This window comes from Paraburkholderia phenoliruptrix (assembly GCF_902859825.1).
GTDB classification, from domain to species: domain Bacteria; phylum Pseudomonadota; class Gammaproteobacteria; order Burkholderiales; family Burkholderiaceae; genus Paraburkholderia; species Paraburkholderia phenoliruptrix.
The window spans coordinates 129,711-154,686 of record NZ_CADIKB010000002.1; the positions used below are offsets into that span (position 1 = coordinate 129,711).

Here is a 24,976-nt window from a genome sequence, read left to right on the forward strand (position 1 = left end):
TACGCTGGCCGCCCCCGACAATCCGGCCCATTCCGGCGAGCTCGCAAGCTTCATGCGGGCGCGTCTCACGATCGAGCACGTATGCGCCGTTCCGCCTCTTCACGTCTGCAAGCGCCGTGGTTACTGATTGCACCGAGCCTGGTGCTGGCGCTGTTTATCATCAGCTATCCGATTTTCAATATCGTGTGGCAATCGCTGCATGAGGTATCGCGCTTCGGCGCGATTCGCGATTTCACCGGCTTGCAGAACTTCTACTCGATCTTCGGCGACCCCACCTTTCTCGCGGCTGCGCGCCGCACGATTGTGTGGACGGTCTTCGTGGTGGGCGGCACCGTCGTCATCTCGGTGCCGGTCGCGCTGGTACTGAATCAGGACTTTTACGGACGCGGCATTGCGCGAACCATCGTCATGCTGCCGTGGTCCGTTTCGCTGACCATGACGGCGGTGGTGTGGCGCTGGGCTTTCAACGACGACTACGGCATGGTCAACGTCACGCTGCAACGCCTCGGCCTCATTGGCGGCCCGATTCACTGGCTCGCCACTCCCGAGCTCGCGTTCCCGGTCGAAATCGCCGTGGGCATCCTCGTGTCGATTCCGTTTACCGTCACCATTCTGCTCGGCGGGCTCTCTTCGGTGCCGGGCGACATTTACGAAGCGGCGCGCATTGACGGTGCGAGTGCGTGGCAGCAGGTTCGCCAGCTGACGCTGCCGTTGCTGCGGCCCTTCATCAATATGGCCATATTGTTGAACGTGATCTATGTGTTCAACTCCTTCCCGATTATCTGGGTGATGACGCAAGGCGGTCCGGACAACAGCACGCATATTCTCGTGACTTATCTCTACGAACTCGGCTTCAGGCTCGGACGACCCGGCGAAGCCGCCGCCGTGTCGCTCATCATGCTCGTCATGCTGTTCGTTTTCTCGATGGCATATCTGCGCCTGCAGCCGGCAAAAGAAGGAGAGCCGTCATGACGCTCAGCACGAAAGCCCAACGCTCGCTGTGGTGCTGGCTCGCGTTGTCGCCGCTGGTGGTGGTCGTGCTGTTCCCGTTTGCGGTCATGCTCTTCACTGCATTGAAACCCGCTTCGGAGATTTTTGTGTATCCGGCGCGCTGGCTGCCGGTGCATTGGCAGTGGAACAACTTTGTCGATATGTGGCAGGCCGCGAACTTCGGCGTGGCGCTGCGCAACAGCACCGTCATCAGCTTACTGTCGACGTTGCTTGCACTCGCGGTGAGCTTGCCCGCCGCTTATGCATTGGCGCGCTTCCCGTTTCGCGGACGCGGACCGTACCGCCAGTTTCTGCTCGTCACGCAGATGCTCTCGCCTATTCTGCTCGTGGTCGGCCTGTTCCGGCTTGCTGCAATGATTCCTTATGGCGACGGTAATCTCGTCGATTCGAAAATCGGCGTGATCGTCTCGTATGCGGCCTTCAATATCGCGTTCGCCGTGTGGATGCTGTCCTCGTATTTTCAAACAGTGCCGCGCGATCTCGAGGAGTCAGCGTGGCTCGAAGGATGCGGACGAGCGAGAGCCGTTTTCAAGGTGTTCCTGCCGCTTGCCGTACCCGCAATTGTCGTCACGGCGATCTTCACGTTCATCAACGCGTGGAATGAATTTGCCGTGGTGTACACGCTGATACGCTCGCCGGAAAACAAGACGCTGACCGTCCAGGTGACCGATATGGTCGCCGGCAAATACGTGGTGGAGTGGCATCTGGTGATGGCCGCCACGCTGTGCGCCACGCTGCCGGTGTCGGTCGTGTTCGCGTGGTTGCAGCGGTATCTGGTGAAAGGCCTCGCGCTCGGGGCCGTGAAGTAGCGTTGAGTTGAGTTTAGCGGGCCGCGCTGATGTCTGACTGCCTCAGCGCGGTCATGCATGGTCAGCGAGCTCGACGCGCGCCGCGCTGAACTCCCGAAGCCTTATTCCGCGCCGCGGACAATCCGCAAATCGCGCTCGACGGCGTCGCCCAGCGCCGCAAGCGCTTTCTTGTAGTCGTCGCTATCGTAGGCGGCGACTGCCTCTTCATACGACGGAAATTCGATCACCACCGTCCGCTCCTTGATGCCGTGCTCGCGAACCTCGTCCGCCACGCCACGCACGATGAACTTGCCGCCCGCGGCCGCCACCGCCGGAGCCGCCAACTGACCGTAGGCCGCCAGCTTCGACGGGTCGTTGATCTTGCGATACGTGGTTACCCAATACCCCTTGCTCATGTGACGCTCCTCGTGGTTGATGATGATGCAGGAGCGTAACAGAGATTGCGCAGCGCCTAGTTCTGCCCCTCGCGGCCCTATCGGAGCGAGGGTCCATCGCCCGAACCGGCCCATACGCAGGTTCGATTCGTCAAATCGCGCCACGCGGCTGGAAAAGATGGCCCAAAACGTTGAACCGCGGCGGGTGACAAACCGCCGAGTTGTATAGAAACTCTCCGTACGATCCACGCGATGTGTCGATGATCGACCGTTCGTGTTTAAAACGCAGCGAGTCGCGTTCACGGTAAGGCAACGAGTCGTCGTTTATCATGGACGTGTGCCTTTCGAAGAAGCTTCAGTTTCAGATATGACCAATACCGGAAAGACGCTGATCGTCGGCCTCGTGCTGGCGGACCTGGTGATCTGCGCCTATTTACTCTATCCGCGCGAGGAAAAGAAGTCGGCGGCTGCGCCCGAGGCGGCGCTCACCGCGCCTGACGTCGTCGATTCCCGCCCCGCCGAAACGCATGTGATCGCGGGCAGCATCGTTCGTCCCGGGTCGCCCGAGACGGCTGCGAACGCGAACAACGGCAGCGCTCAAAACGGCACGAAGGTGAGCCGCGTGGATGTGCGGCCGTCGCCGTCTTCGGCTCAGATAGCAGCGCTCCAGCCTGCAATGCCGGCCATGCCAGCGGCTCCTGCTGCCCCTGCCACGAACCTCGCGAATATGCCCGCCGTGGATATGCAAACGCAGGCGCCGCTTTCGCAAGTTCCGCAAGCGGCGGCGCAGCAGCCCATGCAGCAGCAGCAACAGGTGCAAGTGCAAGCGCAGCAGCAGGCACAGCCCCAACGCTCCTACGCGAGGTCGAAAACCACGCAGCACGCCGACGACTCGCGCGGCCACGAGGATCTGCGCCGCCACGGTTCCAACGAGGTTGGCGCATTGATGACGGAGTTGCTGGTGCGCGAGTCGGCGAAACTCGATCCTTCGTTGCCCCCGCCGCCGCCGACCGATCCCGTCGACCTGAATCGCCGCAGCTCGAATCCCGTCGCAGCCGCGATGACCGATCAACTCGTCAAGGAGTCCGCGCGCGTGGCGCCCGCGTCCGGCACGCAAAAGCAGCCGGGCACGCAATAGACGCAACGGCCGACGCAGCGGCCGACGCAAGCGCCGCGCTTGCCACGGACTGGGTCACGCAGCGGCCATATCCACGGCGTCAGGGAACTGCATTCTCGAGGCGAGTTGCTCGCGCAGATACGCATCGAATGCCTCTGCGACTTCTGGATGCCGTAACGCGAACTCCACGGTCGCCTTCAGGTAGCCGAGCTTGCTGCCGCAATCGAAGCGTGTGCCCGCGTAACGGTGCGCGAGCACCTGCTCGTCCGCGAGCAGCGATTGCAATGCATCGGTGAGCTGATATTCGCCGCCCGCTCCCGGCGACAGGTTGCGGATATGCCGGAAAATCGCCGGCGTGAGGATATAGCGCCCCACCACGCCGAGATTGGACGGCGCATCTTTCGGTGCAGGCTTCTCGACGATCGTCGACACCTTCAGCAAGCCGTCGTCCCACTCGCGTCCACCTACCACGCCATATGAACTGCTGTGCTCGCGCGAAATGCTTTCCACGCCGATGACCGAGCTATGGTAATGGTTGAACACGTCGACCATTTGCGTCAGCACGGGCGGCTCGCCGTGCAACAGGTCGTCGGCGAGAATCACGGCGAACGGCTGATTGCCCACCAGCTTCTCCGCGCATAGCACCGCGTGGCCGAGGCCGAGTGCATCGGCCTGACGCACATAAAAGCAGTCGACGTTGGCCGGTTTAATGCCGCGCACGAGCTCCAGCAGCTTCTGCTTGCCGCGTGCTTCGAGTTCCGCCTCGATCTCGTACGACTTGTCGAAGTGGTCTTCAATCGCCCGTTTGCTTCGGCCGGTCACGAAGATCATTTCGGTGATGCCCGCGGCAATCGCTTCTTCCACTGCATATTGAATCAGCGGCTTGTCGACAACCGGCAGCATCTCTTTCGGACTTGCCTTCGTTGCAGGCAGAAACCGAGTGCCCAACCCCGCCACCGGAAAGACGGCCTTCGTCACTTTCAACATATTGCACCCCGCAATAGACCATTGAATGTCTGCGAATTCGCGCCGCTTGCAGAAGATTTGCCTCGCGCCAGCAGATGCGAAATGCGCTCGAATCGAATCCGGCGCTCGCCGTTGCGGCCGCGCCGCAAGCTATCAGGCGGCGCCGCGCTGAGTCGGCGATGCCGCCGCATCAGCCGCGTCGATGCTCACGCGCGCAGCCGTGTCGGGCGACAGCAGCAACGCGTTCATGACGCGCAGCCGCCACGCTTCGGGCGGCATGCCGTCAATCGACGTGTTCAGCTTCACCTTGAGCGACGGATCCAGCACGAGCCGCTCGCGCAGGCTGCTGACGACCCATCTGTCAAGACGGCGCGTCAGGCCAAGCCGTTCGACGGCCTCCAGCGCAATGCCCAGCGGCCTCGTCTTGCCGCCCGTCCGCTCGGTCAATGCAAGCGCACAATAGGTCGTGACCTGGGCATCCAGCCCTTCACGTAGCGGCGTGAGTTCGAGTGCGAGCCGTCCCTCGTCCATCGCGCGAAACAGCGCGATGGCGGTGGCCATGTCGCCGTGGTACTGCTCGCGCCAGCCCGGCAGTCGGCCCGGCGCAAGCGAAGCCGCTCCGATCGCGTCGATGTCGAACGGTCCATCGCCATAGCCTGCGATGCGCACGGAAATAGCCGGATAAACGGTTCCGCTCTCTCCATACACGGGAGCGCCGCCGAGCGCCTCGACGATGCGGTCCGGCAAACTCGCCTCGCGCATCGGCAATGCGCCGCTCAGCGACTCGGCCGGCGAACCGGCGTCGAACGCAAACAGAATGTGATCGCCGCTGCGCGCGACCATGCCGCCTTCCGCGGCAACGAGCTGACGCGCGCGTTCCAGCACCGCGCGCCGCACGGTGGCGCCGAGTGCACGCTCGTACGCCGCCTCGATCTGCCGCACGTTGAAGATGGACGCGACGAGGCACAGCGGCATCGCACCGTCGCGCGATTCGCCGCGCCGCATGCCGAGGCGGTCGAGGAGCGACGCGAGTTGGGCGTCCTTCAGCAGACGATGCAGATCAGTCATCGTGGCCCTCGCGTTCCGCTAGCTCTTGCGGTGTCGACAACGCGATGGCAGCGAGACGCTGACGCTCCGCGTTCCGATAGCCGGTGGGCGATATCGCGAGATGCTGCCTGAAGAGCTTCGCGAGCCGGTCGCCGCTGCTTAGACCGGTGCGCCGCGCGATCTTGTCGGCGGGCAACTCCGTTTGAATCAGCATGTGGCAGGCTTTTTCCAGCCGCAAACGCAGAACGAATTCGGTCGGCGTTACACCGATTTCCTTTCTGAAGCGCCGCAGAAAGTTGCGCTCGCTCATCGCCGCCGCACGCGCGACCGCAGCGATCGAGACGCGCCCTTCCACGCCTACGCGCAACTGCTCCGCCGCTGCGCGAATCGGCTCGCTCGGTTGCGACTCCGGCGTTTCGATGCTCGCGCGCATCGGCGCCGCTGTTCCGGTCCAGAGTAGATCGCACGCACAATTCATATGGCTGCCCCCGCAACATGGCGAAATCCGCTTTTTCTGCGGTGCATCATAGGCGCTTCATTTCACGCTCAATTTGAAGGTGTCCGATTGCATCCAGCTATTGGCGGATGCGACCAAGCGCGCTCAGGACGGGTGCGAGGAGATTGAACTGACGGAACGCTACGCTATGCGCGCCGGTCGGCGCTCGCGTGGAAGACGTGATGAAGACGTCGGCTGCAAAGGCGCCGATTGCCTGACGGGTAGCCGGCGCACATTCATCTGTATTGCGAAGCTTTTATGCGGCGCGATTGTCGCGTTCGGCCAAGAGCTTGGGTAAAACAGCCGCGCGTCGGCAACCGGTGCTCCCGCGCGACTACACTCCGCTTCGGTCTTCGAGGGATCGCTATTTCAGGACTACCCCGTCCCTCGACTTTCGGCCTGCCGTTCCCTCGGGCGGCAGGCTTTTTTTTGTCATGCCGCTTACGCAGCGGCGTCCTCGACAATCGGCTTGCGCGCCATGAACCAGTAAAACAGCGCGGCGCATCCGGCAATCGCGCCGCCTGAAATAAAGGCAAGCGCGTATGACCCGGTACGATCCACGATGAACCCGGCAACGACCGGCGAAAACGCGCCGCCAAAATAGCCGCCGAAGTTCTGGATCGCGCTGACCGAGGCGATCATCGACGAAGGCGCGATGTCCGCCGCAAGCGCCCACGCGGAGCCCACCACGGCCGCGACGAAAGCGAGGCCTACCGTGAACAGCGCGAGCGTCACATTGAACGATTGCGTGAACGGCAGCGCGATTGCGCACACGGCGGCACCCACCGCGCAACATGCAATCAGGAGACGCTTCGCGGCAATCGGCGAAGCGAACTGGCGATCGACCATTTTCTTCGCAAGATAGCCGACCGCAATCTCGCCGAGCGCGCCGCCGGCCCAAGGGATACCCGCATAGACGCCAAGCTGCGCGAATGAAATATGAAAGCGGTCGAGCAGATAGAGCGGCAGGAACACGAGGAAAATATTCCACAGCCAGATTGTGCAGAAGTAGCCGAGAATCATGCCCCACACGCTGCGTCGCGCGAATAGCGAACGCCAGCGCAGCGATGAATGGACGAGCGATCGTTCATGACCGCCGCCGCCCGCTTCAATGTACTCGCGCTCGTCGCTCGAAAGACGCTTGCTGTCCACCGGATTGCGATACAACATCAGGAACAGCAGCGCGAATGCAATGCCAAATGCGCCCGTCACGTGAAAGAGCGAGCGCCAGCCAAACGCGACCATCAGCGCGACAAGCACCACGGGCGCAATGGCGGGTCCCCACTTGGACGACGAATCCCATACGCCGGTTGCGAAGCCACGCTCTTTTGCCGGAAACCATGCAGCGGTGATTTTCGCGGAGGTCGGCCAGCACGGCGCCTCGCCGACAGCAAGCAAGGCACGCATCACGAGCAGACCGGAAATGGAACCCACCACGCCGGTGAGCCACGTCGCCACGCTCCACCAGATCATCGCGAGCGCGTAGGCGCGCTTTGCGCCGAAGCGGTCGATCACCCAGCCGGCCGGCAATTGCATCACCGCATAGGTCCACGCAAACACACTGCCCAGCAAACCGATCTGCGTGCGAGTGAGACCGAGGTCCTGAATCATGCCCGGCGCGGCAATGGAAAGACTCGCACGGTCCATGTAGTTGATGATCCCGCCGATCAGCAGCCAGATGAGCACGTGCCAGCGGAAGTTTAGGCGTGTGGGCTGCACTGCGGCGGCCGTGAGCGAACCAGTGGGCTTGTCCAAATCGTGTCTCCGTCCAGATGGCCATGCACGACCATTCGTCGTTGCGGACATGCACGGTGCAGCAGAACGCCGCACTTGTATGCATGTACTGAACGACAAGTGTACGGACCGGAACGCGAGACCTCCAATGTCGAAACTGCATGGGGCGATAGCGTTTTCGTTATCGTGGCGGCGCGTGCGCCCATGCATCGCCAGGTCGAGCCGCCGCGCGCGGCGCACTACACTATCGGGCAATGCAGGCGCCGGTTCGTCGTTGATACTTGTTTGATGCCTGATTCCATACCCACGGAGACGAAGTGAAATTCGACACGACCACCGTCCGGCTTATTCTTGCGATTGCGGAAGAAGGCAGCATCTCGCGAGCCGCCGACAAGCTCAGCCTGGCCGTCGCGGCTGCGTCGCGGCGCGTGTCGGACCTCGAGGAGCAACTCGGCGCGAAGCTTTTCCGGCGCGTGCCGCACGGCGCGGAACTGACCGAGTCGGGCGCCAGGCTGGTGGAATACGTTCGGCAGATCGACAACCTGATAGACCGCATGGAAGGCGACGCGCAGGCGCTCATTCACGGCCTCGAAGGACGCATCATCATCGGCGCGCCGAAGGCTGTCGTGATCCAGTTTCTGGCCCGCGAGATCGCCGCGATCCAGCGCAAGTATCCACGCATCGCGCTCAAGATCGTCGAAGAAAACAGCAAGATCGTCCAGCAGCTGCTGCGCGACAGAGTGATCGACGTCGGCATCTACGAGAAGAAAAGCGGCTTTCTCGATCTCGACAAATCCGCTTACCGCGAAGATCGCCTCGTGCTGGTGTATAGCCGAACGCATTTCGAATTCGGCAAGGGGCCCGTCGGCATCGACGATATTCTCGATGTTCCCATTGTGAGCCTCGGCAGGGGCTCGGCGGTGCTGTCGGCCGTGGAGCGCGCGTATCGCAGCCGCGGCCGGCTCTTTCCGAACAATTTCACGGTGACCGGCTTCGACACCATGCTGGCGATGGTGCGTCACGGCCTCGGCGTCGGTCTCATGCCGCCTGATGTCTTGCAGAGCTTCCACCCTGAGGGAGCGCTTGCGTCGACTGACCTCGACGGAGACTGGTCACGGCGCAGTTACGTGTTGTCCTGCGTCGAAGGACACGCGCAGGAAGAGACGCTGCGCAATGTCGTCGCTGAGCTGCTGGCAGGCGGCTAGCGCGTTTCCACACACCGCGGTTTCGCGAACCGCGAAACCAGCCATGACGCGGCGATTCTTGCGGCGCGCCCTCGCACTCGGCGACAGTGGAGCCACGACACGAGTCACCCGATCGAGGAGAAGGCCCCCATGGCGCAATTACCGCAATTACCGCTGCAAGGCATACGCGTGCTCGACGTGAGCCAGGTCATGGCAGGTCCGTTCGCCTGCATGATGCTCGCGGACCTGGGCGCGGACGTCATCAAGGTCGAGCCGCCCGAGGGCGACCAGACGCGCAGCTCGATGGGCTTCAAGATGAAGGGCCCCGACAGCATGGGCTTTCTGAACCTCAACCGCAACAAGCGCTCCGTCACGCTGGACCTGAAAAGCGACGAAGGGCGCGAAATGTTCTACAAGCTCGCCAAAACAGCGGACGTCATCGTCGAGAACTATCGGCCCGGTGTCGTGCAGCGTTTGCGGATCGACTACGAGTCCATCAAGGCGATCAATCCGAAGATCGTTTATGCGAGCATTTCCGGCTTCGGACAAAGCGGGCCATGGGCGTCGCGGCCGGGCTTCGACCTGATGGCCCAGGCCATGTCCGGCGTGATGAGCGTGACCGGCTATAAGGGCGGCAAACCGGTGAAAGCCGGCGTGCCCGTCGCGGATATCGGTTGCGCGCTCTTTGCCGTGTACGGCGTGCTGTCGGCCTATATCGGTGCGCAGCGAAGCGGAGAAGGCCAGCATATCGACGCGTCGTTGTTCGACTCGATCATGGCGTTCTCGATCTGGGACATGTCCGACTATTGGGGCACAGGCGTGCCGCCCACGCCGCTCGGCACGAGCAACAAGATGAGCGCGCCCTATCAGGCCGTCAAGGCCCGCGACGGGTACTTTGTCATGGGTGCAACCAATCAGAAGCTATGGACGAGGTTGTGCGAAGTGCTCGATCGCCGCGATCTGATCGATCACGCCGATTACGCGAGTGTCGCGCTGCGCCTGAAAAATCGCGAGGCGATGATCGAGGTGCTGGAGCAGGAATTCGGCAAACGCGACAGCGCGGAGTGGGTCGAGGTGCTGCTCGCTGCCGGCATTCCTTCTGGACCTATTCTTTCGTATCCCGAAGCATTTGGGAGCGAGCACGCACGGCATCGCAACATGTGCATGGAGATCGAGCATCCGAACGAGGGCACCGTGAAGAACATCGGCTTCCCGGTCAAACTGCTCGGCACGCCGCCGACCGTGCGGCGCCACCCTCCGCTGCTTGGCGAGCACAACGACGAAATTTTCGCGGAGATCAACGGAGGTGCGTCATGAGCGAACCGGTTCGCCTTACCGTTCATGCCTCGGGCGTGGCAGAAATCCTGATCGACAGACCCGAGCGGCACAACGCAATGACGCTCGCCATGTACGAGTCGCTGCTCGCGCACATTGCGCAGTGCGAAGCAAACAGCGGGGTGCGCTGCGTGCTGCTGCGCGGGGCCGGCGGCAAGTCTTTCATTTCCGGCACGGACATCGGCTATTTCAGGGACTTCCGCGACGGACGCGATGGGCTCGCGTATGAAGCGTTTGTCGAGCGCGTGATCGACACCGTCGAGCGAATTGCGGTACCGACCATCGCCGTGATCGACGGCTGGGCCGTGGGCGGCGGTCTTGCGCTCGCCACTGCCTGCGATTTTCGCGTGTGCACCGGCGCGTCGCGTTTCGGCGCGCCGATTGCAAAGACGCTGTCGAACACGCTGTCTTCGCGCAATCTCGCGCGGCTTCAGGCGGCGTTCGGCACGCCGCGCGTCAAGAAGATGCTCATGCTCGCGGACTACCTGGGCGCGGACGAAGCGCTCGCATGCGGATATGTGCACGAGATCTGCGCGCGCGAGGCGCTGGAGGACGCGGCACATGCGCTCGCGCAACGGTTGATAGCGCTATCGCCGGTCACGCAGCAGGCGGTGAAGGAAAGCTTGCGCCGCATCGTGATCGAACAGCGGCTCGACGACGAGGATCTGATCGAAGCGGTATACGGCAGCAGCCGTTTCAAGGAGGCGGTGGTGGCGTTTAGTTCTTCGAAGAGGTGACGGTAGAGCACCACTGCTAAAACGCAAAAAAACGCCGCAATTGCGGCGCCTTCTCGTCACGCATCACTCAATCGTAGTGCCGGTGCTTATGATGCTTCTTGCCGCCCGACCGATAGCCGCGCGAGTAGTCGTCGGCATAGGAGTTCGAGCGCGAGATATTGCCGCCGAGCGCCGCGCCTGCGCCGCCGCCCAACGCTGCGCCCACGAGGCCGCCACCGCGGCCGCCCATTGCGTTGCCTGCCGCCGTGCCCGCGCCGCCGCCCAGCGCGCCGCCGATAATCGCGCCCGTGCGCTCGCGGCGATTCGACGTCACCGCGCCGCCCGCGCCGCCGCCCACGGCACCACCGATCACGGCACCCGTGCTGCCGCCGACCGCGCCACCCAGTGCCGCACCCGCGACGCCACCGAGCGCGCCGCCCAGCGCGTTGTTCATGTCGCCGGCCACCGCCGACAACGACGCCGCGCTCGCGAGCGCTGCAACAGCCACAATCTGGAGGATTTTTCTGGACATAAAAGGTCTGTGTTTTTTATGAGACGGCGCCGAGTATAACCGGTGGCATGAAAGCATCCTGTAACTACGGCACGCCTTACCGGTAAGACGTGTAACAAATGATGGCGCCGTCATTTTTACCTTTACTGTCCGCGGCTCAGCGTTTGCGCTTCTTCTTCAGCTGGATGGTTTCGAACAGTTCGTAGTTGGCAGTCGGCGTCTGATCGGCACCGGGCGCATGGTAGTAGTTCATCGTGATGGTGGTTTCGCCGCCGGCCTGGCCCGGATCATGATCGAACACGGCGATGCCGTAGCCCGTGCCGGTGTCGCGTTGCGCGGACCAGATCGCGTCTTCGACGGCATCGGCGCTTGCCCGGACGAAGGTGCCCGCCGTCGTGCCCGGCACCGGACGGTTGGGCCGCGTGAAGATACGCGCTTGCGGCAGGCCGGTGCCGGCGTCGACACCATAGACGTCGAGCGGCGCACTCGTGCCGCCGCCGCCGAGAATCAGGTGGATCGTGCCCTGGCTCGTGTCGAAGGTCGACGCGCCCGCCGAGATTGCCGACATGACCGGCTTCGGCTGCAAGGTATCGACCGGGTGGCCGGTTGCGATGTCGGTGCCCTTGTGATGATTGCAGCCGCGCACGGGGTAGCTGCGCTCGTAGTCGTGATCGTGGCCGCACAGCACGAGGTCCACGCCGTAGCGGTCGAAGAGCGGCAGCCACGCCTCGCGAATGCCCTTGTCTGAACCGTTCCCCGTCTTCGACGAGCTCAGCGCGTCCTGATGCATCTGCACGACGATCCAGTCGATGTCGTCGTCTTCGGCCGCGTGGCGCAAGGTCTTTTCGAGCCAGCGGGTCTGCTCGCCGCCGCTGTAGCCGCGCACATAGAAGGAGGTCCCCGGCTGGATCGACGGATTGCCGGTGCTCGCGGCCGGCACGAGCGGATTCGGTCCGGCCACGAAGGCGGCGGCGTCCTGATAGACGACGTCGTCGGCATCGAGCGAAATAAACAGCACCGAGCTCACGCGGAAGCTATACCAGCGGCCCGGAAAACGCGTGTGATTTTCCGGCAGCGTATAGCGCGCGAGATACGACGCAAAGCCTTGCTCACCGTTATGGAATTCGATTTCGTGGTTGCCGGGGCACGGCATCCATGGACGATTCGCCGCGGACGTCTGACAGTTGTTGCCGAAATCGCGCCACACGTCGGGCTGGTGCGTCGGGTTCAGATTCGCATAGCACAGGTCGCCGTTGAGCAGATGGAACAGCGGCTGAAAGCGCTCGACTGCCTGCACCGCGAAGCGGCTTTGCGGCGACGACAACACCCAGCCGGTGTTCGGTGTGGCGAGGTCGCCATAACTCGTGAAGCGAAACGGCGCGCGGCCGCGCGGCGCTGTGCGGAAGCTGCCGCTAAAGGGCTGCGCCGCGTTGCTGTCATTCTCGGCCGTGACTTCGTATTCGTAGCGGGTGTCTGGCTTGAGATCGCGCAGACGCGCGTGATAGTTGAACACGACCTCGCCGTTCAAGCCGTCCGTGTAGGTGGTTTGCACACCATGCACGACGTGCTTCGCGTCGCCCGTGCGGCCAATGCGCAAGTGCGGCTTCACGGCGGCCGCGAGCGACGCCCACGACACCGTCACTTCACTCGACGGATCGTTGCCCCACGTCAGGTGAACCTGTTCTGGCGTGCCGTCCGGCGTGCTGCTCGCGGCGCGCGCCGTCGACAGCGCATTGGCGGCCGAAGCAAGACCGGATGCGCCGGCAAACTTCAGAAACCCGCGACGCGAAACGATGGAAGCGCCCTGATCGGCTGGCGAGGCCTTAGCGTTTTTTGTATTCGACATGTCTGTGTTTGTGGGTAGGAAGGACAGGCGGCTTTTGACCCGTGATCCTAGTCGCGAAACGGTGACAGTTGAATGAAAAGGCGCATCGCCAATACGCTCTCGCGGACGGCCGCCACTAACGCGTTGGCGGCTGCGGGCTGTGGGCGGGATTCGTGTCGAACTTCGAAACGCTTTCAATGCCGTGTTCGCCGACGAGCTTCAATAGTTCGTTCTCCATGGCATCGGCCACCTGCTTCTCGTAGATCTGTTCGCCCTTCACGTACACCGTGAACGATCGCAGGTACTTGGCTTTCTTGTCTGGATTTGCGATCGTGTCGCGCGTCCACTCATAAAGCGGGTACCTGTGGATGCCGAATCGCCCGGCTTCGCTCACGTAGTCCGCAAAAGCGTCGTACTGGCATTTCACCGTCGCATCATGCCGATGCAAGACTTGCGCAAGCCTCAGGTGCGCGTCGCCCGAAGAATCGGCGCGCAGCGCGTTTGCGAGTTCCTCCGACACGGTGAGCCGGAGTTGAAATTTCAGTGTCGCGTCCACGTGTGCCTCGCTGTTCGATGAAAACGGCGCCCGCGCACAACCGCCCTTTCACGTGAAAGCGGCATCAGCAAGGGCGGGCATCAAGACAAAGCGGCCGGCCGCTTACGCCTGGTTCAAGGACTGCGCAGACAGCCTTTCGTCGATACGTGCAATTTCGCTGCCGTGCACGGGTCGGCCAAGCAGGAAGCCTTGGGCATGCGTGCAACCGGAGCGCCGCACGAAGTCCAGTTGCTCCTCGGTTTCGATACCCTCGGCCGTGGTCGGCATGCCGATCTCGCGCGCCAATGCAACGATCCCTCGCACCACCGCGGCGGACTCGCGCCGGTGCACGGACTCCTTGACGAACGAGCTGTCGATTTTCAGCTTGTCGAACGTGAAGCGCACGAGCGTGGACATTGTCGAAAAGCCGGTGCCGAAATCGTCGAGCGCAAGGCCGATGCCCAACGCACGCAGCCGCGAAATATTGCGCCGCGTCACGATGTCGTCGTTCAGCAGCACGGTCTCCGTCACTTCGATGTTCAGGCGCTCGGGCGGCAGGCGCGTCTTGCGCAGCACGCCCGCCACGATGGAAGCAAACGTCTCCTCGCGCAGTTGCACCGGCGACACGTTGACGGCAACCGGCACCTTGTCACGCCACATGACCGCTTCCTTGCACGACTGCAGCAGCGCCCACTCGCCGAGCGCGAGTATCAGTCCGGTGCGTTCCGCAGTGGGAATGAACGCGGACGGGGAGAGTTCGCCGCGCGTCGGATGCGTCCAGCGAATCAGCGCTTCGCGGCCCGTTACCGCGCCGCTCGCGAGATCCACAATCGGCTGGTACTCCATGCGCAGTCCGCCGAACGTACGCAACGCGCCTTCCAGGTCGCTACGCAGCAGGCTCAGGCTTTCGTCGGAGACATGCTGCTCGGCATCGAAAATAGCGTAGGCGCTCTTGCCGCTGCGCTTGACAGCGTACAGCGCACGGTCGGCGCAGATCAGCAGTTGGGGCCCGGTCGACGCATGCTCGGGGTACAGCGCCACGCCCACGCTGGCGCCGATATGCACGAGCGCTTCGCTCAAAGAGAATGGCCGCGCCAGCGTCTTGACGATGCTGTCGGCAAGCAAGCGCACATCGCGCGACGGTTCGGGCGCTTCCGAAATGACCACGAATTCATCGCCTGCAAGGCGTCCGACAATGTCGGTGGCCGGCATCACTTCACGCAGCCGAACCGCGGCTTCCTGCAGAATCTGGTCGCCCGCGGCATGGCCGAGACTATCGTTGATCGCCTTGAAGCCGTCCAGGTCGATCAGTAGAACAGCGAACAACCCGTCGCGTTGCGCAGCGCCGGCCGCCGTGCGTTCGAGCAGCAGCTCGTTGATGCGCGCCCGGTTCGGCAGGCCCGTCAGGCTGTCGTGATGCGCGAGCCGCTGACTGCTTTCGCGTGCGAGCAGCAGGGCCACGGTGTCGCGATTGCTGCGCAGCGCCACGGTCAGAAAACCCGCTGCGCAAAACGGCGCCTGAAACAGCAGCACGAGTTTCCCGGAACCGGGCGACAGCGCGGCGCCAAGGCCGAGCAAACCGAGAATGAAGCCGATTTGCAGCATCACGAGCCGCGGCGTGGCCGCATTACGTCCCGCCAGGCCGCCGACAACGCCCACCGCGCACACATTGCCGAGCAGAAAAAGCGTCGCGTCTGCGCTGATATTGCAGAGCAGCGCGCCGAACCCGAATAACGCGCTCCACAGAATGCTCGCAAACAGGAAAGCCGCGGTGGGCGTAGGCAGATTCTGCGCGCTGCGATGGCGGCACAGCCAGATCAGCGCAAGACGCACGAACAGCAGCGCGACCACGGCGCCCGTCCACGTGGCGTACAGCAGGCTGGGGTGCAAATAGTAAGCGGTCGCGCAGACGCTGATTTCGCAGATGGACGCGAAGAGAATAGACGCGGTGCGCGTGAAAAGATTGGCGAGGAGTATCTGCCGGTTTTCGGCGCTCAGGTTCTGAGCGGAAGAGACGATCCACCTGAAAAATGGAGACCTTGGTTCGCTAAAAGCCATGACCTACGCATTTTTAATGGTGGGTGGATCGAATCCGGCAGCGTGCGCGCTGATTATTACGTAAACGTTGGTCAAAAGGTTAATTCCGCCAGGCGGTGGCGGCAAGCGACGCTCGCAGATGTCAGTCTTTCCTAAGGTTAACCCTGATTTCGACGCGAAAGCTGCGTGCTACTCGTTCGCCATCTCGACAAGTTTCGCAACCGTATTCATGTTGCGTGCCGTTCCAGTCCTGGCGGCCGGGATTTTCAGTTTCGTATCCGCCATGCCGTCGTTGTAATGCACGTAGATTTCGCGTGTGCCGAGCGCCATTTCTTCGTCGCGCTGGCCGCTCGCGTGAGCGAGTGCATCGGCAGGCGGGGGCGCGTCGAGAAAAATCGCGACGGTCCGGTTGGGCGCTGCCGACTTGAAGGGATTGGCGGCCAGCACCTGCGCGAGTTCCGCTCCCGTGCGAACCGCGACGCCCACCGGCTTGCCCGCGTATTCCTCGAGACAACGCTCGAGCCGGCTCTTCACCGAGGCTTCGCCGAGCTTGCTTTCGAACACGACGTTGCCGCTCGCAATGTACGTGCGGACGCGAGTAAAGCTGAGGGACTCGCACATGGCGCGCAAGTCAGCCATGGGAAGCTTGCCGGTGCCGCCGACGTTCACGGCGCGCAGAAAAGCGATATATCGGGTCATCGGTCTCGTGGTGTTTTATTCAGTTTTGCGAATCAGTTTTTTATACAAGCGCGGCGGCTCGCACAATCATCAGCGCACCCATGCCGATGATCGACCATCCCACCCCTCGCGCAACAAGCTGACCGCGCGGCGCAAGGCGTTCAAGCGTCATGGCAGCCGTCACCAGCGCCATCGCACGCAGATTCATCGCACCGGTCACGACGAGCACCGCGGTCAGGCTCGCACAGCACAAGCAGCAATGCATGCCGAGGCGCAAACCGTAGCGCAATGCAGCACTAGCACGCGACGGCAATGCAGGTTGCCCGCATTGCGGCGCCCTTTGGCAGCAGCCGAGATAATGCGTCTTCCACCCGGACAATTGCAATGCACCGGCAAGCAACACGATTATGCCGGCTACCGCCGGGGCGGCATGCGAGAGTGCCGGCATGCGCATCTGGAGCGCGGCGAACGCCCCGCCGAGTGCGAACACCGTCGCACCCAGCACGCCCCAGACGGCGAAATAACCGGCGCCCGCAAGCCATGTGAGCGATGCCACTCGCGCGTGTCCTGCACCGCGGAGCGCTTCGCCATAGCGCCATAACGCCGGCGCCAACGAAGGCATCATCATCGCGATCATCATGACAAGCCACATGCCCACGAACGATGCCGCGACGCGCAGCCACGTCCGCCCGCAGGTAGGCATCCACATCATCGAGGGCGCGGAGCCGCCGGGCATGGGCATGCATGCCGCGATAGTCGCTGCCGCGCTGACGGCGAACAGCAAGCCGCACACGCCGTAGAAAGCCGCCCGCGAACAGGCCCGCGCACGGGTCTCATTGCTTGCCGGCTTGCCGGATGCGTCTGAGCTCACGCAGTCCATCACGCCCTCAGCGCTGTCCGTATTCGTCGTGCCGACGCCACCAGATGCCCGTCTCGTTGCGCCCCTTCGGCGCACGGTCGAGCCACTGGTACATGCCCCACAGGCCGTCCAGTCCACGCGCATAGGTCGAATACGTGTGGTACACGGCGCCGTCCTCGAGCACGAACGCGCTCAGCCCGGGCCGGTCGCGCGTGTAGGTGGACGCGTCCGTTCCGCAGGTCGCCGCGAACTGCGCGACGGGCTCCGGCGCCGGCACGGCGTCCATGGCATGGTGCCCGCGCTGATAGTTGTATTCGACCGTGCCCTCGCGCTGCTGCGCCTCGGTGAACGAGATATTGAAGTCGAAGTTGAAGTCGCTGCCCGCGGATGACGCCCACGGAAACGTCCACCCCATACGCCGCTTGTATTCCTGAAGTTTCGCGAGCGGCGCGCGCGATATCGCCATCAACCGCACGTCGTGATTCGCCAGATGAACCGCGAATCCGTCGAAGCCGTCCGCAATCGACGAGCACGACGGGCAACCCGCCTTGTAATCCGGCCCGAACATGAAGTGATAGACAAGCAGCTGCGAGCGCCCCGCAAACAGATCGGCGAGGGAGGCGCTGCCTTCCTCGGTCTCGAACCGGTAGCTTTTGTCGACGCGAACCCAGGGCAGTTCCTGGCGGCGCCGCGCCAGTTCGTCGCTGCGCCGCGTCAGCTCCTTTTCCGCCTTCAGCAGATCGAGGCGCGCCGCGAGCCATTGCTCGCGGGTTCCGGTGGTGTGTGTCGTGGCCATGGCTTTCTCCGTCGGGTTGGCATCGTCGTTCGGTCGGTTTCGATACGACGTACTGGTTAGCGGTCGTGCTAGATTAGTACCGGGATTCCTGACGGTGGGAGTGACAAGTGTGGCGCGATTTCGATGAAGACGGATCCGCTGATTCAGGCTGCAGCGCAGGCGCTCGCAGCCGGTGATCCGCTTGGCGCACTGAAGCGCGTCGCGTTGCGCGACGACGCGCCGGCGCTCGCGCTGCGAGGCATCGCGATGGCGCAGCTCGGCGATCTGATCCGGGCGAAAGCGCTCGTGCGAAGCGCGGCGCGCGCGTTCGGCGCGAGACACGCGGTCGCCCGCGCGCGGTGCGTCGTCGCAGAAGCGGAAATCGCGCTCGCGTCGCGCGATCTGGCGTGGCCGGCCAAGGCGCTCGCCGACGCACGCGCGACACTCGAAGCCTCAGGCGACCGCGCCAACGCCGCGCATGCAGGCTATCTGGAGGTCCGGCAGCTGGTGCTGATCGGCCATATCGACGACGCCGAGCGCATGCTCGGCGCACTCGACCCCGAACCGCTGCCGCCTGCCCTCAGGGCCGCGCACGAGCTGGTCGCAGCAGGCGTCGCGCTGCGGCGTTTGCAGACTGCCGCGGCGCGCGTCGCGTTTGCCCGGGCGAGGCATGCCGCGCATGAAGCCGGTATTCCCGCGCTGATTGCCGAAGTAGACAATGCTTCGCACACCTTGAGACTGCCGGCCGCGCGGCTGATCGCGGGCGGCGAAGCGCAGCTCCTGCTGCTCGACGAGGTGGAGGCCTTGCTCGCCTCGGACGCGCTGGTTGTCGATGCATGCCGGCACGTCGTGCAAACGGGCGGAACGGTTGTCTCGCTGACACGGCGTCCGGTGCTGTTCAATCTCGCCTATCAGCTTGCAGAGACATGGCCCGCCGATGTGCCGCGCGACACGCTGATCGCAGGCGCTTTCAGGACAAAGCATGCCGATGACTCGCATCGCGCGCGCTTGCGCGTCGAAATGGGCCGGCTGCGCACGATGCTGCGCGCATTCGCCGATGTCGGCGCGACGCGGCGCGGCTTCGCGTTGGCGCCGCATCGCGGCAACCGGGTTGTGCTGCTCGCGCGCCCCGTCGACGAAGCGCACGCGGCGATGCTCGCGCTTCTCGCCGACGGTGAGTCATGGTCGAGTTCGGCCCTCGCGCTGGCGCTCGGCGCAAGCCAGCGCACCGTGCAACGCGCGCTCGATTCGCTCGCGGCCGCGGGCAAGGCCCAGTCTTTCGGCCACGGACGCGCGCGCCGCTGGACCGCGCCGCCCGCCTCCGGATTCGCGACAACCTTGTTACTCCCCACGCCGGTTACGCTCAATTAGGATGACAGCATGAACCAATCAAACGCCACTATCATCCGTGAATACGGCCCGTTTCCCGGCGTCGAGCAAGTGGGCGGCGTCACTTACGACGGCCGGCAGGTCTGGATCGCGGCCGGCAAGACGCTGAACGCGTTAGATCCCGCGAGCGGCGAAACGCTGCGCGCCATCGAGATCGCCGCCGACGCAGGCACGGCTTTCGACGGCCAGCATCTGTTCCAGATCGCCGGGGGCCGCATCCACAAGATCGATCCGGCCAGCGGCCGCATCCTGGCAACCATTCCCGCGCCCGGCGGCGAGGGCGCTTCGGGACTCGCGTGGGCCGAGGGGTCGCTCTGGATCGGCGAGTATCGGGAGCGCAGGATCCACCAGATCGATCCGCAGACGGGCGCGGTGCTCTCCACCCTTCAGTCAAATCGCTTCGTGACCGGCGTCACATGGGTCGAGGGCGAGCTTTGGCACGGCACGTGGGAAGACGATGCGAGCGAGCTGCGGCATATCGATCCGCGTACCGGCGAGGTGCTGGAAAGCCTGAAGATGCCCGCGGGCGTCGGCGTGTCGGGTCTCGAATCGGACGGCGGCGAACAGTTCTTCTGCGGCGGCGGCAATAGCGGCAAAGTGCGCGCGGTGCGACGTCCTCAACGTGAGACGGGCGAAGCCGAAGTCAGATAAGCAGCATTCGCATCGGGCCGCAAATCGCGCCTGTGCGCGTGCGCGGGTCACGCGGCGTTGCGCGCCTCGCGCCGCACGGCTTGCGGCGGCAGTCCAAAACCGCGTATGAACGCCTCGCGCAAATGGCGCCGGTCGCGAAAGCCGGTCTCTTTCGCAATCACGTCGAGCGGATGCCGGCTCTGCTCGATCATCAGGCGCGCCGCTTCGAGTCGCAGGCTTTCCACGGCACGCGCCGGCGACTGTCCCGTTTCCAGCGTAAAGACGCGGCTGAACTGACGCGGGCTGAGGTTCACTTGCTCCGCCAGTTCGTCGACGGTGAGCGGGCGGCTCAGGTTCTCGCGCGCGTAATTCAGCGCGCGCTGGATGCGGTCCGACTTCGGCGCGAGGTTGAGCATTTCCGAGTGCTGCGACTGGCCGCCCGAGCGCCGTTGGTGCATGACGAGCTTGTGCGCGACCGAGCGCGCCACCTCGGCGCCGAGATCTTTTTCGACCATCGCAAGCGCCATGTCGAGACCAGCAGTCATGCCAGCTGACGTCCACACCGGACCGTCGACGATATAAATGCGGTCGTCTTCCACCCGAACGTCCGGAAAGCGCTTCTGCATGTCGCGCGCGTAGGCCCAATGTGTGGTGGCGCGGCGCTGCGCGAGCAGACCCGCCTCCGCGACCACGAAGCCGCCCGTGCAAATACCGCCGATGCGCCGCGCGCGCGGTCCCGTCCTGCGCAGAAACGCGAGCACGTCCTCAGGCGGCGGCATACCCACTGGATCGTTGACGCCCGCGACGATCCATGTGTCGACCTGGCGGCGTGACCGGACCGGCCGCGTACTGATGCTCATGCCCAGCGACGAACGCACCTCGCCGCCCGCCGTCGAAAAATTCTCCACGTGGTAGAACGGCTCGCCCACCACCAGGTTTGCATATTCGAAGGCGGCCTGAGTCGCGATCGCCATCACCTGGAAACCGTCGCTCAGCAAATATCCGATGCGGTGCATGCGGAAGCCTCCCATGTCCGAAAACATGACGATATATGTCATTTGCGCCGCCGTCAAAACAGACCAGAATTCGCTCACACCGTCACAACCCAATGCGAAGGAGCGACACCATGGCTGAAACATACAAAGGCACTGCACTGATCACGGGCGCGTCGTCGGGCATCGGCGCCATTTATGCCGACCGTCTTGCGAAACGCGGCTACGACCTGATTCTGGTGGCCCGCAACCGCGAGCGCCTCGCCGCGCTGTCGAGCCGTATCACGACCGGCACGCGCCGTAGCGTCGAGATTCTGGACGCGGACCTGAACGACAAGGCGGGCCTTGCCGCCGTCGAAGCAAAACTGAAGGAAGACGCGAGCATTACGTTGCTCGTCAATAACGCGGGCGTCGGCACGCATACGCCGCTCCTCGGGAGCAACGTTGACGCGATGCAGCGCATGATCGACCTCAACGTCAGCGCGCTGACTCGGCTCACCTATGCGGCGGTGCCGGGTTTCGTTGCGCGCGGCAAGGGTGCGTTGATCAACATTGCGTCGATCGTGGCCATCGCGCCCGAGGTGCTGAACGGCGTGTACGGCGGCAGCAAGGCGTTCGTGCTGGCCTTCAGCCAGTCGCTGCATCATGAACTGGGCGACAAGGGCGTTCAGGTGCAGGCCGTTCTGCCGGGCGCGACGGCGACCGAATTCTGGCAGACGGGTGGCCTGCCGCTCGATAACCTCGACAAGTCCATTGTGATGTCCGCCGACGACATGGTCGACGCCGCGTTGGTCGGCTTCGATCGCCGCGAGCTGGTCACCATTCCGTCGCTGCACGCGGTGGAGAAGTGGGAAGACTACGAGGCTGCGCGCCGCGCGATGGCCCCGCTGCTGTCCACCAATACGCCGGCCGCGCGCTATAAGGCCTGAGCCGCAGCAACGAACAGCCGGGCCGCGTCAGATTGCGTTGCACGCGGCCCGGCTCGCTGCCCGGTTCATTCAGGCATGCCGATGGCCGTGCCCGCTACCGCTAATCGACTGCGGCTCGTCGTACTCCGCTGAGATGTCCTTGTTCGTGTAGTCCCCGAGACGGGAAGCGGCGAACAGGCTCAGCAGCCCGCACACGAACACATAGAAGGCGATGGCATAGCCCGAGCGATAGTAGGCGAACAACGCGGTTGCAATGAGCGGCGCCGGGCCGCCCGCGATCACCGACGCCAGCTGATAACCGAGCGATGCGCCGCTATAACGCAGCCGCCCCGTGAACGACTCCGCGATCAGCGCCGCTTGCGGTCCGTACATCATCGCGTGGGGCACGAGCGAAAGCACGATGGCCACGAAGATCCACGTCGGGTTGCGCGTATCGACCATGGCGAAATACACGAAGCCGAACAGGCCGGCGGCGGCCGCGCCGATCATATACATGCGGCGGCGCCCAATCAGATCGGACACATGGCCGAAGAGCGGAATGGTGAAGAATTCCAGCACCGATGCCGCGAGCACCGCCGTCAGCAGCAGATCGCGCGAGGCGCCCAGCGTCCGCACACCATACGTGAAAACAAACGCCGTGAAGATGTAGAACGGCGCCTGTTCGGCCATGCGCGCAAAGGCCGACAGCAGAATATCTTTCGGCTGGCGGCGAATGACTTCGAGCATCGGCGTCTTTTCGATTTTGCGCTCCGCGAGAAGCTTCGCGAAAATGGGCGTTTCGAGAATGTTCAGCCGAATATAGAGGCCGATTCCGACCAGCACGATGCTCAAAAAGAACGGCACGCGCCAGCCCCATGTGACGAACGCGTCGCCGGAAATGGCGCTCATGGCGAGCACCGCGAGATTCGCGACGAAGAGCCCCGCAGGCACGCCGAACTGCGGCCACGACGCGACGAAGCCGCGGTGCGCGTTGGTGCGGGCCCATTCCATCGACATCAGCACTGAGCCGCCCCACTCGCCGCCCACACCCACGCCCTGAATAAAGCGCAGCACCGTGAGAATTACGGCGCCCCAGACTCCGATCGACGCATAGGTCGGAACAAACGCCACGGCGAACGTGGCGAGCCCCATGAGCAGCAGCGTGACGATGAGCGTCGCTTTGCGGCCGATACGGTCGCCGTAATGCCCGAATATGGCCGCGCCCACCGGCCTCGCAATGAAGCCCACCGCGTAGATCAGAAACGCTTCCAGCGTGCCGACGAGCGGGTCCGATTTTGGAAAGTACAGCTTGGCAAAGACGAGACCGGTTACCGTGCTGTAGAGAAAGAAGTCATACCATTCGATCGTCGTACCGATCGTGCTGGCTAGAACGGCGCGGCGCAGCTGGCGCCGTGCGTCCTCTTCGGAGAGGGGCGCCGCCCCCGGTTGTATGGCAGTCATTTGGCATCCCCGAACGAATGCGCGACATGCTGTATTGACACGCGGATGGGAGCCAGGTTCCGTCACCTCACGGCCACCGCCTCCGCCCCCGCCGGCTGCCAGCCGCCGCCCAGCGCCTTGAAGGCGGCGACAGCCGCTTGCGCTGACTCCGCTTGCGCCTGCACTCGTGCATCCGAGGCGCGCAACAGGCTGTCGTCGGCCTGCAGCACCTCGATCAGACTGACGACGCCGTGCTGATACGCCGCGAACGACGCCGCGCGCGCGCGGCTGAGCGAGTCGACGCCGTCAGCCAGAAGAGCGGCCTGCTCCTCGCGCTTGACCAGTGCCGAAAAAGCGTTCTCGACGTCCTCCGTCGCGTGGAGCGCCGTGAGCCGATAGGCTGCCAGCATCTCGGCCTTCTGGCCCTTCGCCTCGTCGATCTGCGCATTGATGCGGCCGAAGTCGAACAGACGCCAGCGCAGACCCAGCACGCCGGCAGCCTGATTCGCGCCGCTCGAAAACAGATTGCCGCTCGCCACGGAAGTCGCACTGCCGATCAGTCCGCTCAACGACAGCTTGGGGTAGTACTCGGCAATCGCGACGCCAATCCGCGCATTAGATGCCGCGAGGCGCCGCTCCGCCACGATCAGGTCAGGCCTGCGTCTGAGAAGCTCGCCCGGCGAGCCGGTCGCCCCGATGCGCGGCGCGGCGGGAATGTCGCCGCCCTCCAGCAGTTCGGCGCGATGCGTGCCGGGCTGCGCGCCCAGCATCACGTCGAGAGCGTTCATAGCCGCGTCGAGACCGGTTTCGAGCACCGGCACCGACGCCTTGACCTGGGCGAGCGCGCCCTCCGCCTGACTCACCTGAAGCTCGGCCGCCAACCCTTTGCCATACAGAAGCTTGATGGTCGAGAGCAGGTCCTGTTGCGTCTGCACCTGCCGGCGGGCGACATTCAGACGCGCCTGCAAGCCACGAATGCTGATGTAGATGTCCGCGGTCTGTGCGGCCACGGCGAGGCGCGTGGCCGCTGCGCCCGCCTCCGACGCCTCGTAGTCGGCAAGCGCCGCTTCCCGGCCGCGCCGCAATCCGCCGAACACGTCCAGTTCCCAGCTCGCGTTGAGATTGGCTTCGTAGTCGTTGCCGTAGCGGTCAAAGCCCGGCGTGGCGTTCTGGAGCCGCCCGAGCGGTGTTTCAATGGATTGGTAGGCTCTCGCCGCCTGGCCGCTGACATTGCCCGAAGGCAGCAGCGCCGCGTTCGCCGCGCCCAGTCCGGCACGGGCCTGCGCGACGCGCGCCGACGCCTGCGCGAGATTGAGGTTCGTTTCGAGCGCAAGCGCGACGTAGCGGGTCAGTTGCGGATCGCCAAAGCCGGCCCACCATGTTGCAAGGTCTGCAGTCGCGGCGGCCTGCCGCTGATCGACCGCGGCCTGGCCCTCGAACCGCGCCGGCATGGCCACCTCTGGCCGGACGTAGTCGGGGCCGACGGCGCAGCCTGCCGCCAGGCCGGCGACAATGAGCATGGCAAAAGTGCGTGTGAGCAGCATGAGCTTTTTCCGGCGAGAGGATGAGGGACGAGACGACCCGTCATGTGACGACTCGTCATAGTGA

Annotated in this window: 23 protein-coding genes and 1 pseudogene; 9 read left to right on the forward strand and 15 right to left on the reverse strand. The window is 63.9% G+C overall.

Features of this window, described 5'->3' with window-relative positions:
• Nucleotides 1-81: 81 nt before the first annotated feature.
• Together HV711_RS03360 and HV711_RS03365 are read left to right on the forward strand one after the other, a co-directional pair.
• Entirely contained in the window at nt 82-972 is an 891-nt protein-coding gene (locus HV711_RS03360) for a carbohydrate ABC transporter permease (protein ID WP_035480017.1), read from the forward strand.
• The gene (locus tag HV711_RS03365; protein ID WP_028361192.1) at nt 969-1,820 is read left to right on the forward strand and encodes a carbohydrate ABC transporter permease; all 852 of its coding nucleotides are present in this window, start codon (nt 969-971) and stop codon (nt 1,818-1,820) included. The genes HV711_RS03360 and HV711_RS03365 overlap by 4 nt, the downstream gene beginning before the upstream one ends.
• 101 nt (nt 1,821-1,921) lie before the next feature.
• Here the strand turns inward: HV711_RS03365 and HV711_RS03370 are convergent, their stop codons facing one another.
• Nucleotides 1,922-2,215 (reverse strand): DUF1330 domain-containing protein, encoded by a 294-nt coding sequence (locus HV711_RS03370; RefSeq protein ID WP_013591115.1) that lies wholly within the window; start codon nt 2,213-2,215, stop codon nt 1,922-1,924.
• Between the two features lie 346 nt (nt 2,216-2,561).
• On the opposite strand from HV711_RS03370, the gene HV711_RS03375 reads away from it, so the two are divergent.
• Nucleotides 2,562-3,332, forward strand: coding sequence for a hypothetical protein (locus HV711_RS03375; protein WP_035480019.1), 771 nt, complete (start codon nt 2,562-2,564; stop codon nt 3,330-3,332).
• Between the two features lie 54 nt (nt 3,333-3,386).
• On the opposite strand, the gene galU is transcribed toward HV711_RS03375, so the two are convergent.
• From galU to HV711_RS03395, 4 genes and pseudogenes are all read right to left on the reverse strand, one after another.
• Entirely contained in the window at nt 3,387-4,298 is a 912-nt protein-coding gene (galU, locus tag HV711_RS03380) for a UTP--glucose-1-phosphate uridylyltransferase GalU (RefSeq protein WP_035480021.1), read from the reverse strand.
• A 132-nt stretch (nt 4,299-4,430) separates the two neighbouring features.
• Nucleotides 4,431-5,345 (reverse strand): hypothetical protein, encoded by a 915-nt coding sequence (locus HV711_RS03385; RefSeq protein WP_035480022.1) that lies wholly within the window; start codon nt 5,343-5,345, stop codon nt 4,431-4,433.
• A pseudogene (locus tag HV711_RS03390) lies at nt 5,338-5,721 on the reverse strand (helix-turn-helix domain-containing protein); the annotation flags it as partial. The pseudogene HV711_RS03390 and the gene HV711_RS03385, both read right to left, overlap by 8 nt.
• Nucleotides 5,722-6,261: 540 nt before the next feature.
• On the reverse strand, nt 6,262-7,575 hold the full coding sequence (locus tag HV711_RS03395) for an MFS transporter (RefSeq protein WP_035480026.1): 1,314 nt from the start codon (nt 7,573-7,575) through the stop codon (nt 6,262-6,264).
• Nucleotides 7,576-7,871: 296 nt separating this feature from the next.
• Here HV711_RS03395 and HV711_RS03400 point away from each other — a divergent pair, with 296 nt between their 5' ends.
• The 3 genes from HV711_RS03400 to HV711_RS03410 all read left to right on the forward strand — a co-directional run bounded on the left by HV711_RS03400 (nt 7,872) and on the right by HV711_RS03410 (nt 10,810).
• Complete coding sequence (locus HV711_RS03400; RefSeq protein ID WP_035480028.1) at nt 7,872-8,759, forward strand: LysR family transcriptional regulator; 888 nt, start codon at nt 7,872-7,874, stop codon at nt 8,757-8,759.
• Nucleotides 8,760-8,888: 129 nt separating this feature from the next.
• Complete coding sequence (locus tag HV711_RS03405) at nt 8,889-10,055, forward strand: CaiB/BaiF CoA transferase family protein (RefSeq protein WP_035480031.1); 1,167 nt, start codon at nt 8,889-8,891, stop codon at nt 10,053-10,055.
• Nucleotides 10,052-10,810, forward strand: coding sequence for an enoyl-CoA hydratase (locus HV711_RS03410; RefSeq protein ID WP_035480034.1), 759 nt, complete (start codon nt 10,052-10,054; stop codon nt 10,808-10,810). The genes HV711_RS03405 and HV711_RS03410 overlap by 4 nt, the downstream gene beginning before the upstream one ends.
• Before the next feature lie 67 nt (nt 10,811-10,877).
• On the opposite strand, the gene HV711_RS03415 is transcribed toward HV711_RS03410, so the two are convergent.
• From HV711_RS03415 to HV711_RS03445, 7 genes are all read right to left on the reverse strand, one after another.
• Nucleotides 10,878-11,321 (reverse strand): hypothetical protein, encoded by a 444-nt coding sequence (locus tag HV711_RS03415; protein ID WP_013591123.1) that lies wholly within the window; start codon nt 11,319-11,321, stop codon nt 10,878-10,880.
• Nucleotides 11,322-11,457: 136 nt separating this feature from the next.
• A complete protein-coding gene (locus HV711_RS03420) occupies nt 11,458-13,146 on the reverse strand; it encodes a purple acid phosphatase family protein (protein WP_035480036.1) in 1,689 nt (562 codons plus the stop codon).
• Between the two features lie 115 nt (nt 13,147-13,261).
• Nucleotides 13,262-13,681 carry a hypothetical protein gene (locus tag HV711_RS03425; protein ID WP_035480038.1) on the reverse strand — a complete coding sequence of 140 codons (420 nt, stop codon included), beginning with the start codon at nt 13,679-13,681 and terminating at the stop codon, nt 13,262-13,264.
• Between the two features lie 102 nt (nt 13,682-13,783).
• On the reverse strand, nt 13,784-15,718 hold the full coding sequence (locus tag HV711_RS03430; RefSeq protein WP_028361203.1) for a putative bifunctional diguanylate cyclase/phosphodiesterase: 1,935 nt from the start codon (nt 15,716-15,718) through the stop codon (nt 13,784-13,786).
• A 168-nt stretch (nt 15,719-15,886) separates the two neighbouring features.
• Nucleotides 15,887-16,396: a DUF1697 domain-containing protein gene (locus HV711_RS03435; RefSeq protein WP_035480040.1), complete on the reverse strand. Its 510-nt coding sequence runs from the start codon at nt 16,394-16,396 to the stop codon at nt 15,887-15,889.
• A gap of 40 nt (nt 16,397-16,436) precedes the next feature.
• Nucleotides 16,437-17,255, reverse strand: a complete 819-nt coding sequence (locus tag HV711_RS03440) for a DUF2182 domain-containing protein (RefSeq protein ID WP_035480043.1) — start codon at nt 17,253-17,255, stop codon at nt 16,437-16,439.
• 7 nt (nt 17,256-17,262) lie between these two features.
• On the reverse strand, nt 17,263-18,030 hold the full coding sequence (locus HV711_RS03445; protein WP_013591129.1) for a DUF899 domain-containing protein: 768 nt from the start codon (nt 18,028-18,030) through the stop codon (nt 17,263-17,265).
• Nucleotides 18,031-18,153: 123 nt separating this feature from the next.
• On the opposite strand from HV711_RS03445, the gene HV711_RS03450 reads away from it, so the two are divergent.
• Nucleotides 18,154-19,380 carry a hypothetical protein gene (locus tag HV711_RS03450; RefSeq protein ID WP_035480046.1) on the forward strand — a complete coding sequence of 409 codons (1,227 nt, stop codon included), beginning with the start codon at nt 18,154-18,156 and terminating at the stop codon, nt 19,378-19,380.
• Nucleotides 19,381-19,389: 9 nt separating this feature from the next.
• A complete protein-coding gene (locus HV711_RS03455) occupies nt 19,390-20,049 on the forward strand; it encodes a Vgb family protein (protein ID WP_035480048.1) in 660 nt (219 codons plus the stop codon).
• Between the two features lie 47 nt (nt 20,050-20,096).
• On the opposite strand, the gene HV711_RS03460 is transcribed toward HV711_RS03455, so the two are convergent.
• A complete protein-coding gene (locus HV711_RS03460) occupies nt 20,097-21,044 on the reverse strand; it encodes a GlxA family transcriptional regulator (protein WP_035480063.1) in 948 nt (315 codons plus the stop codon).
• Between the two features lie 110 nt (nt 21,045-21,154).
• Between HV711_RS03460 and HV711_RS03465 the strand changes: the two genes are divergently transcribed.
• Nucleotides 21,155-21,949 carry an SDR family NAD(P)-dependent oxidoreductase gene (locus HV711_RS03465; protein WP_035480051.1) on the forward strand — a complete coding sequence of 265 codons (795 nt, stop codon included), beginning with the start codon at nt 21,155-21,157 and terminating at the stop codon, nt 21,947-21,949.
• A 69-nt stretch (nt 21,950-22,018) separates the two neighbouring features.
• Here HV711_RS03465 and HV711_RS03470 read toward each other — a convergent pair whose 3' ends face one another.
• Both HV711_RS03470 and HV711_RS03475 read right to left on the reverse strand, forming a co-directional pair.
• Nucleotides 22,019-23,389 carry an MFS transporter gene (locus tag HV711_RS03470; protein WP_035480053.1) on the reverse strand — a complete coding sequence of 457 codons (1,371 nt, stop codon included), beginning with the start codon at nt 23,387-23,389 and terminating at the stop codon, nt 22,019-22,021.
• Nucleotides 23,390-23,451: 62 nt separating this feature from the next.
• On the reverse strand, nt 23,452-24,912 hold the full coding sequence (locus HV711_RS03475; RefSeq protein WP_035480056.1) for an efflux transporter outer membrane subunit: 1,461 nt from the start codon (nt 24,910-24,912) through the stop codon (nt 23,452-23,454).
• Between the last annotated feature and the right edge of the window lie 64 nt (nt 24,913-24,976).

What these genes read in the sequence shown, in the direction of transcription:
- HV711_RS03360 (WP_035480017.1), top strand. Translation starts at nt 82, where the DNA reads ATGCGCCGTTCCGCCTCTTCACGTCTGCAAGCGCCGTGGTTACTGATT.
- HV711_RS03365 (WP_028361192.1), top strand. Translation starts at nt 969, where the DNA reads ATGACGCTCAGCACGAAAGCCCAACGCTCGCTGTGGTGCTGGCTCGCG.
- HV711_RS03370 (WP_013591115.1), bottom strand. Translation starts at nt 2,215, where the DNA reads ATGAGCAAGGGGTATTGGGTAACCACGTATCGCAAGATCAACGACCCG.
- HV711_RS03375 (WP_035480019.1), top strand. Translation starts at nt 2,562, where the DNA reads ATGACCAATACCGGAAAGACGCTGATCGTCGGCCTCGTGCTGGCGGAC.
- galU (WP_035480021.1), bottom strand. Translation starts at nt 4,298, where the DNA reads ATGTTGAAAGTGACGAAGGCCGTCTTTCCGGTGGCGGGGTTGGGCACT.
- HV711_RS03385 (WP_035480022.1), bottom strand. Translation starts at nt 5,345, where the DNA reads ATGACTGATCTGCATCGTCTGCTGAAGGACGCCCAACTCGCGTCGCTC.
- HV711_RS03405 (WP_035480031.1), top strand. Translation starts at nt 8,889, where the DNA reads ATGGCGCAATTACCGCAATTACCGCTGCAAGGCATACGCGTGCTCGAC.
- HV711_RS03410 (WP_035480034.1), top strand. Translation starts at nt 10,052, where the DNA reads ATGAGCGAACCGGTTCGCCTTACCGTTCATGCCTCGGGCGTGGCAGAA.
- HV711_RS03415 (WP_013591123.1), bottom strand. Translation starts at nt 11,321, where the DNA reads ATGTCCAGAAAAATCCTCCAGATTGTGGCTGTTGCAGCGCTCGCGAGC.
- HV711_RS03420 (WP_035480036.1), bottom strand. Translation starts at nt 13,146, where the DNA reads ATGTCGAATACAAAAAACGCTAAGGCCTCGCCAGCCGATCAGGGCGCT.
- HV711_RS03430 (WP_028361203.1), bottom strand. Translation starts at nt 15,718, where the DNA reads ATGGCTTTTAGCGAACCAAGGTCTCCATTTTTCAGGTGGATCGTCTCT.
- HV711_RS03435 (WP_035480040.1), bottom strand. Translation starts at nt 16,396, where the DNA reads ATGACCCGATATATCGCTTTTCTGCGCGCCGTGAACGTCGGCGGCACC.
- HV711_RS03440 (WP_035480043.1), bottom strand. Translation starts at nt 17,255, where the DNA reads ATGGACTGCGTGAGCTCAGACGCATCCGGCAAGCCGGCAAGCAATGAG.
- HV711_RS03445 (WP_013591129.1), bottom strand. Translation starts at nt 18,030, where the DNA reads ATGGCCACGACACACACCACCGGAACCCGCGAGCAATGGCTCGCGGCG.
- HV711_RS03450 (WP_035480046.1), top strand. Translation starts at nt 18,154, where the DNA reads ATGAAGACGGATCCGCTGATTCAGGCTGCAGCGCAGGCGCTCGCAGCC.
- HV711_RS03455 (WP_035480048.1), top strand. Translation starts at nt 19,390, where the DNA reads ATGAACCAATCAAACGCCACTATCATCCGTGAATACGGCCCGTTTCCC.
- HV711_RS03460 (WP_035480063.1), bottom strand. Translation starts at nt 21,044, where the DNA reads ATGCACCGCATCGGATATTTGCTGAGCGACGGTTTCCAGGTGATGGCG.
- HV711_RS03465 (WP_035480051.1), top strand. Translation starts at nt 21,155, where the DNA reads ATGGCTGAAACATACAAAGGCACTGCACTGATCACGGGCGCGTCGTCG.
- HV711_RS03470 (WP_035480053.1), bottom strand. Translation starts at nt 23,389, where the DNA reads ATGACTGCCATACAACCGGGGGCGGCGCCCCTCTCCGAAGAGGACGCA.
- HV711_RS03475 (WP_035480056.1), bottom strand. Translation starts at nt 24,912, where the DNA reads ATGCTGCTCACACGCACTTTTGCCATGCTCATTGTCGCCGGCCTGGCG.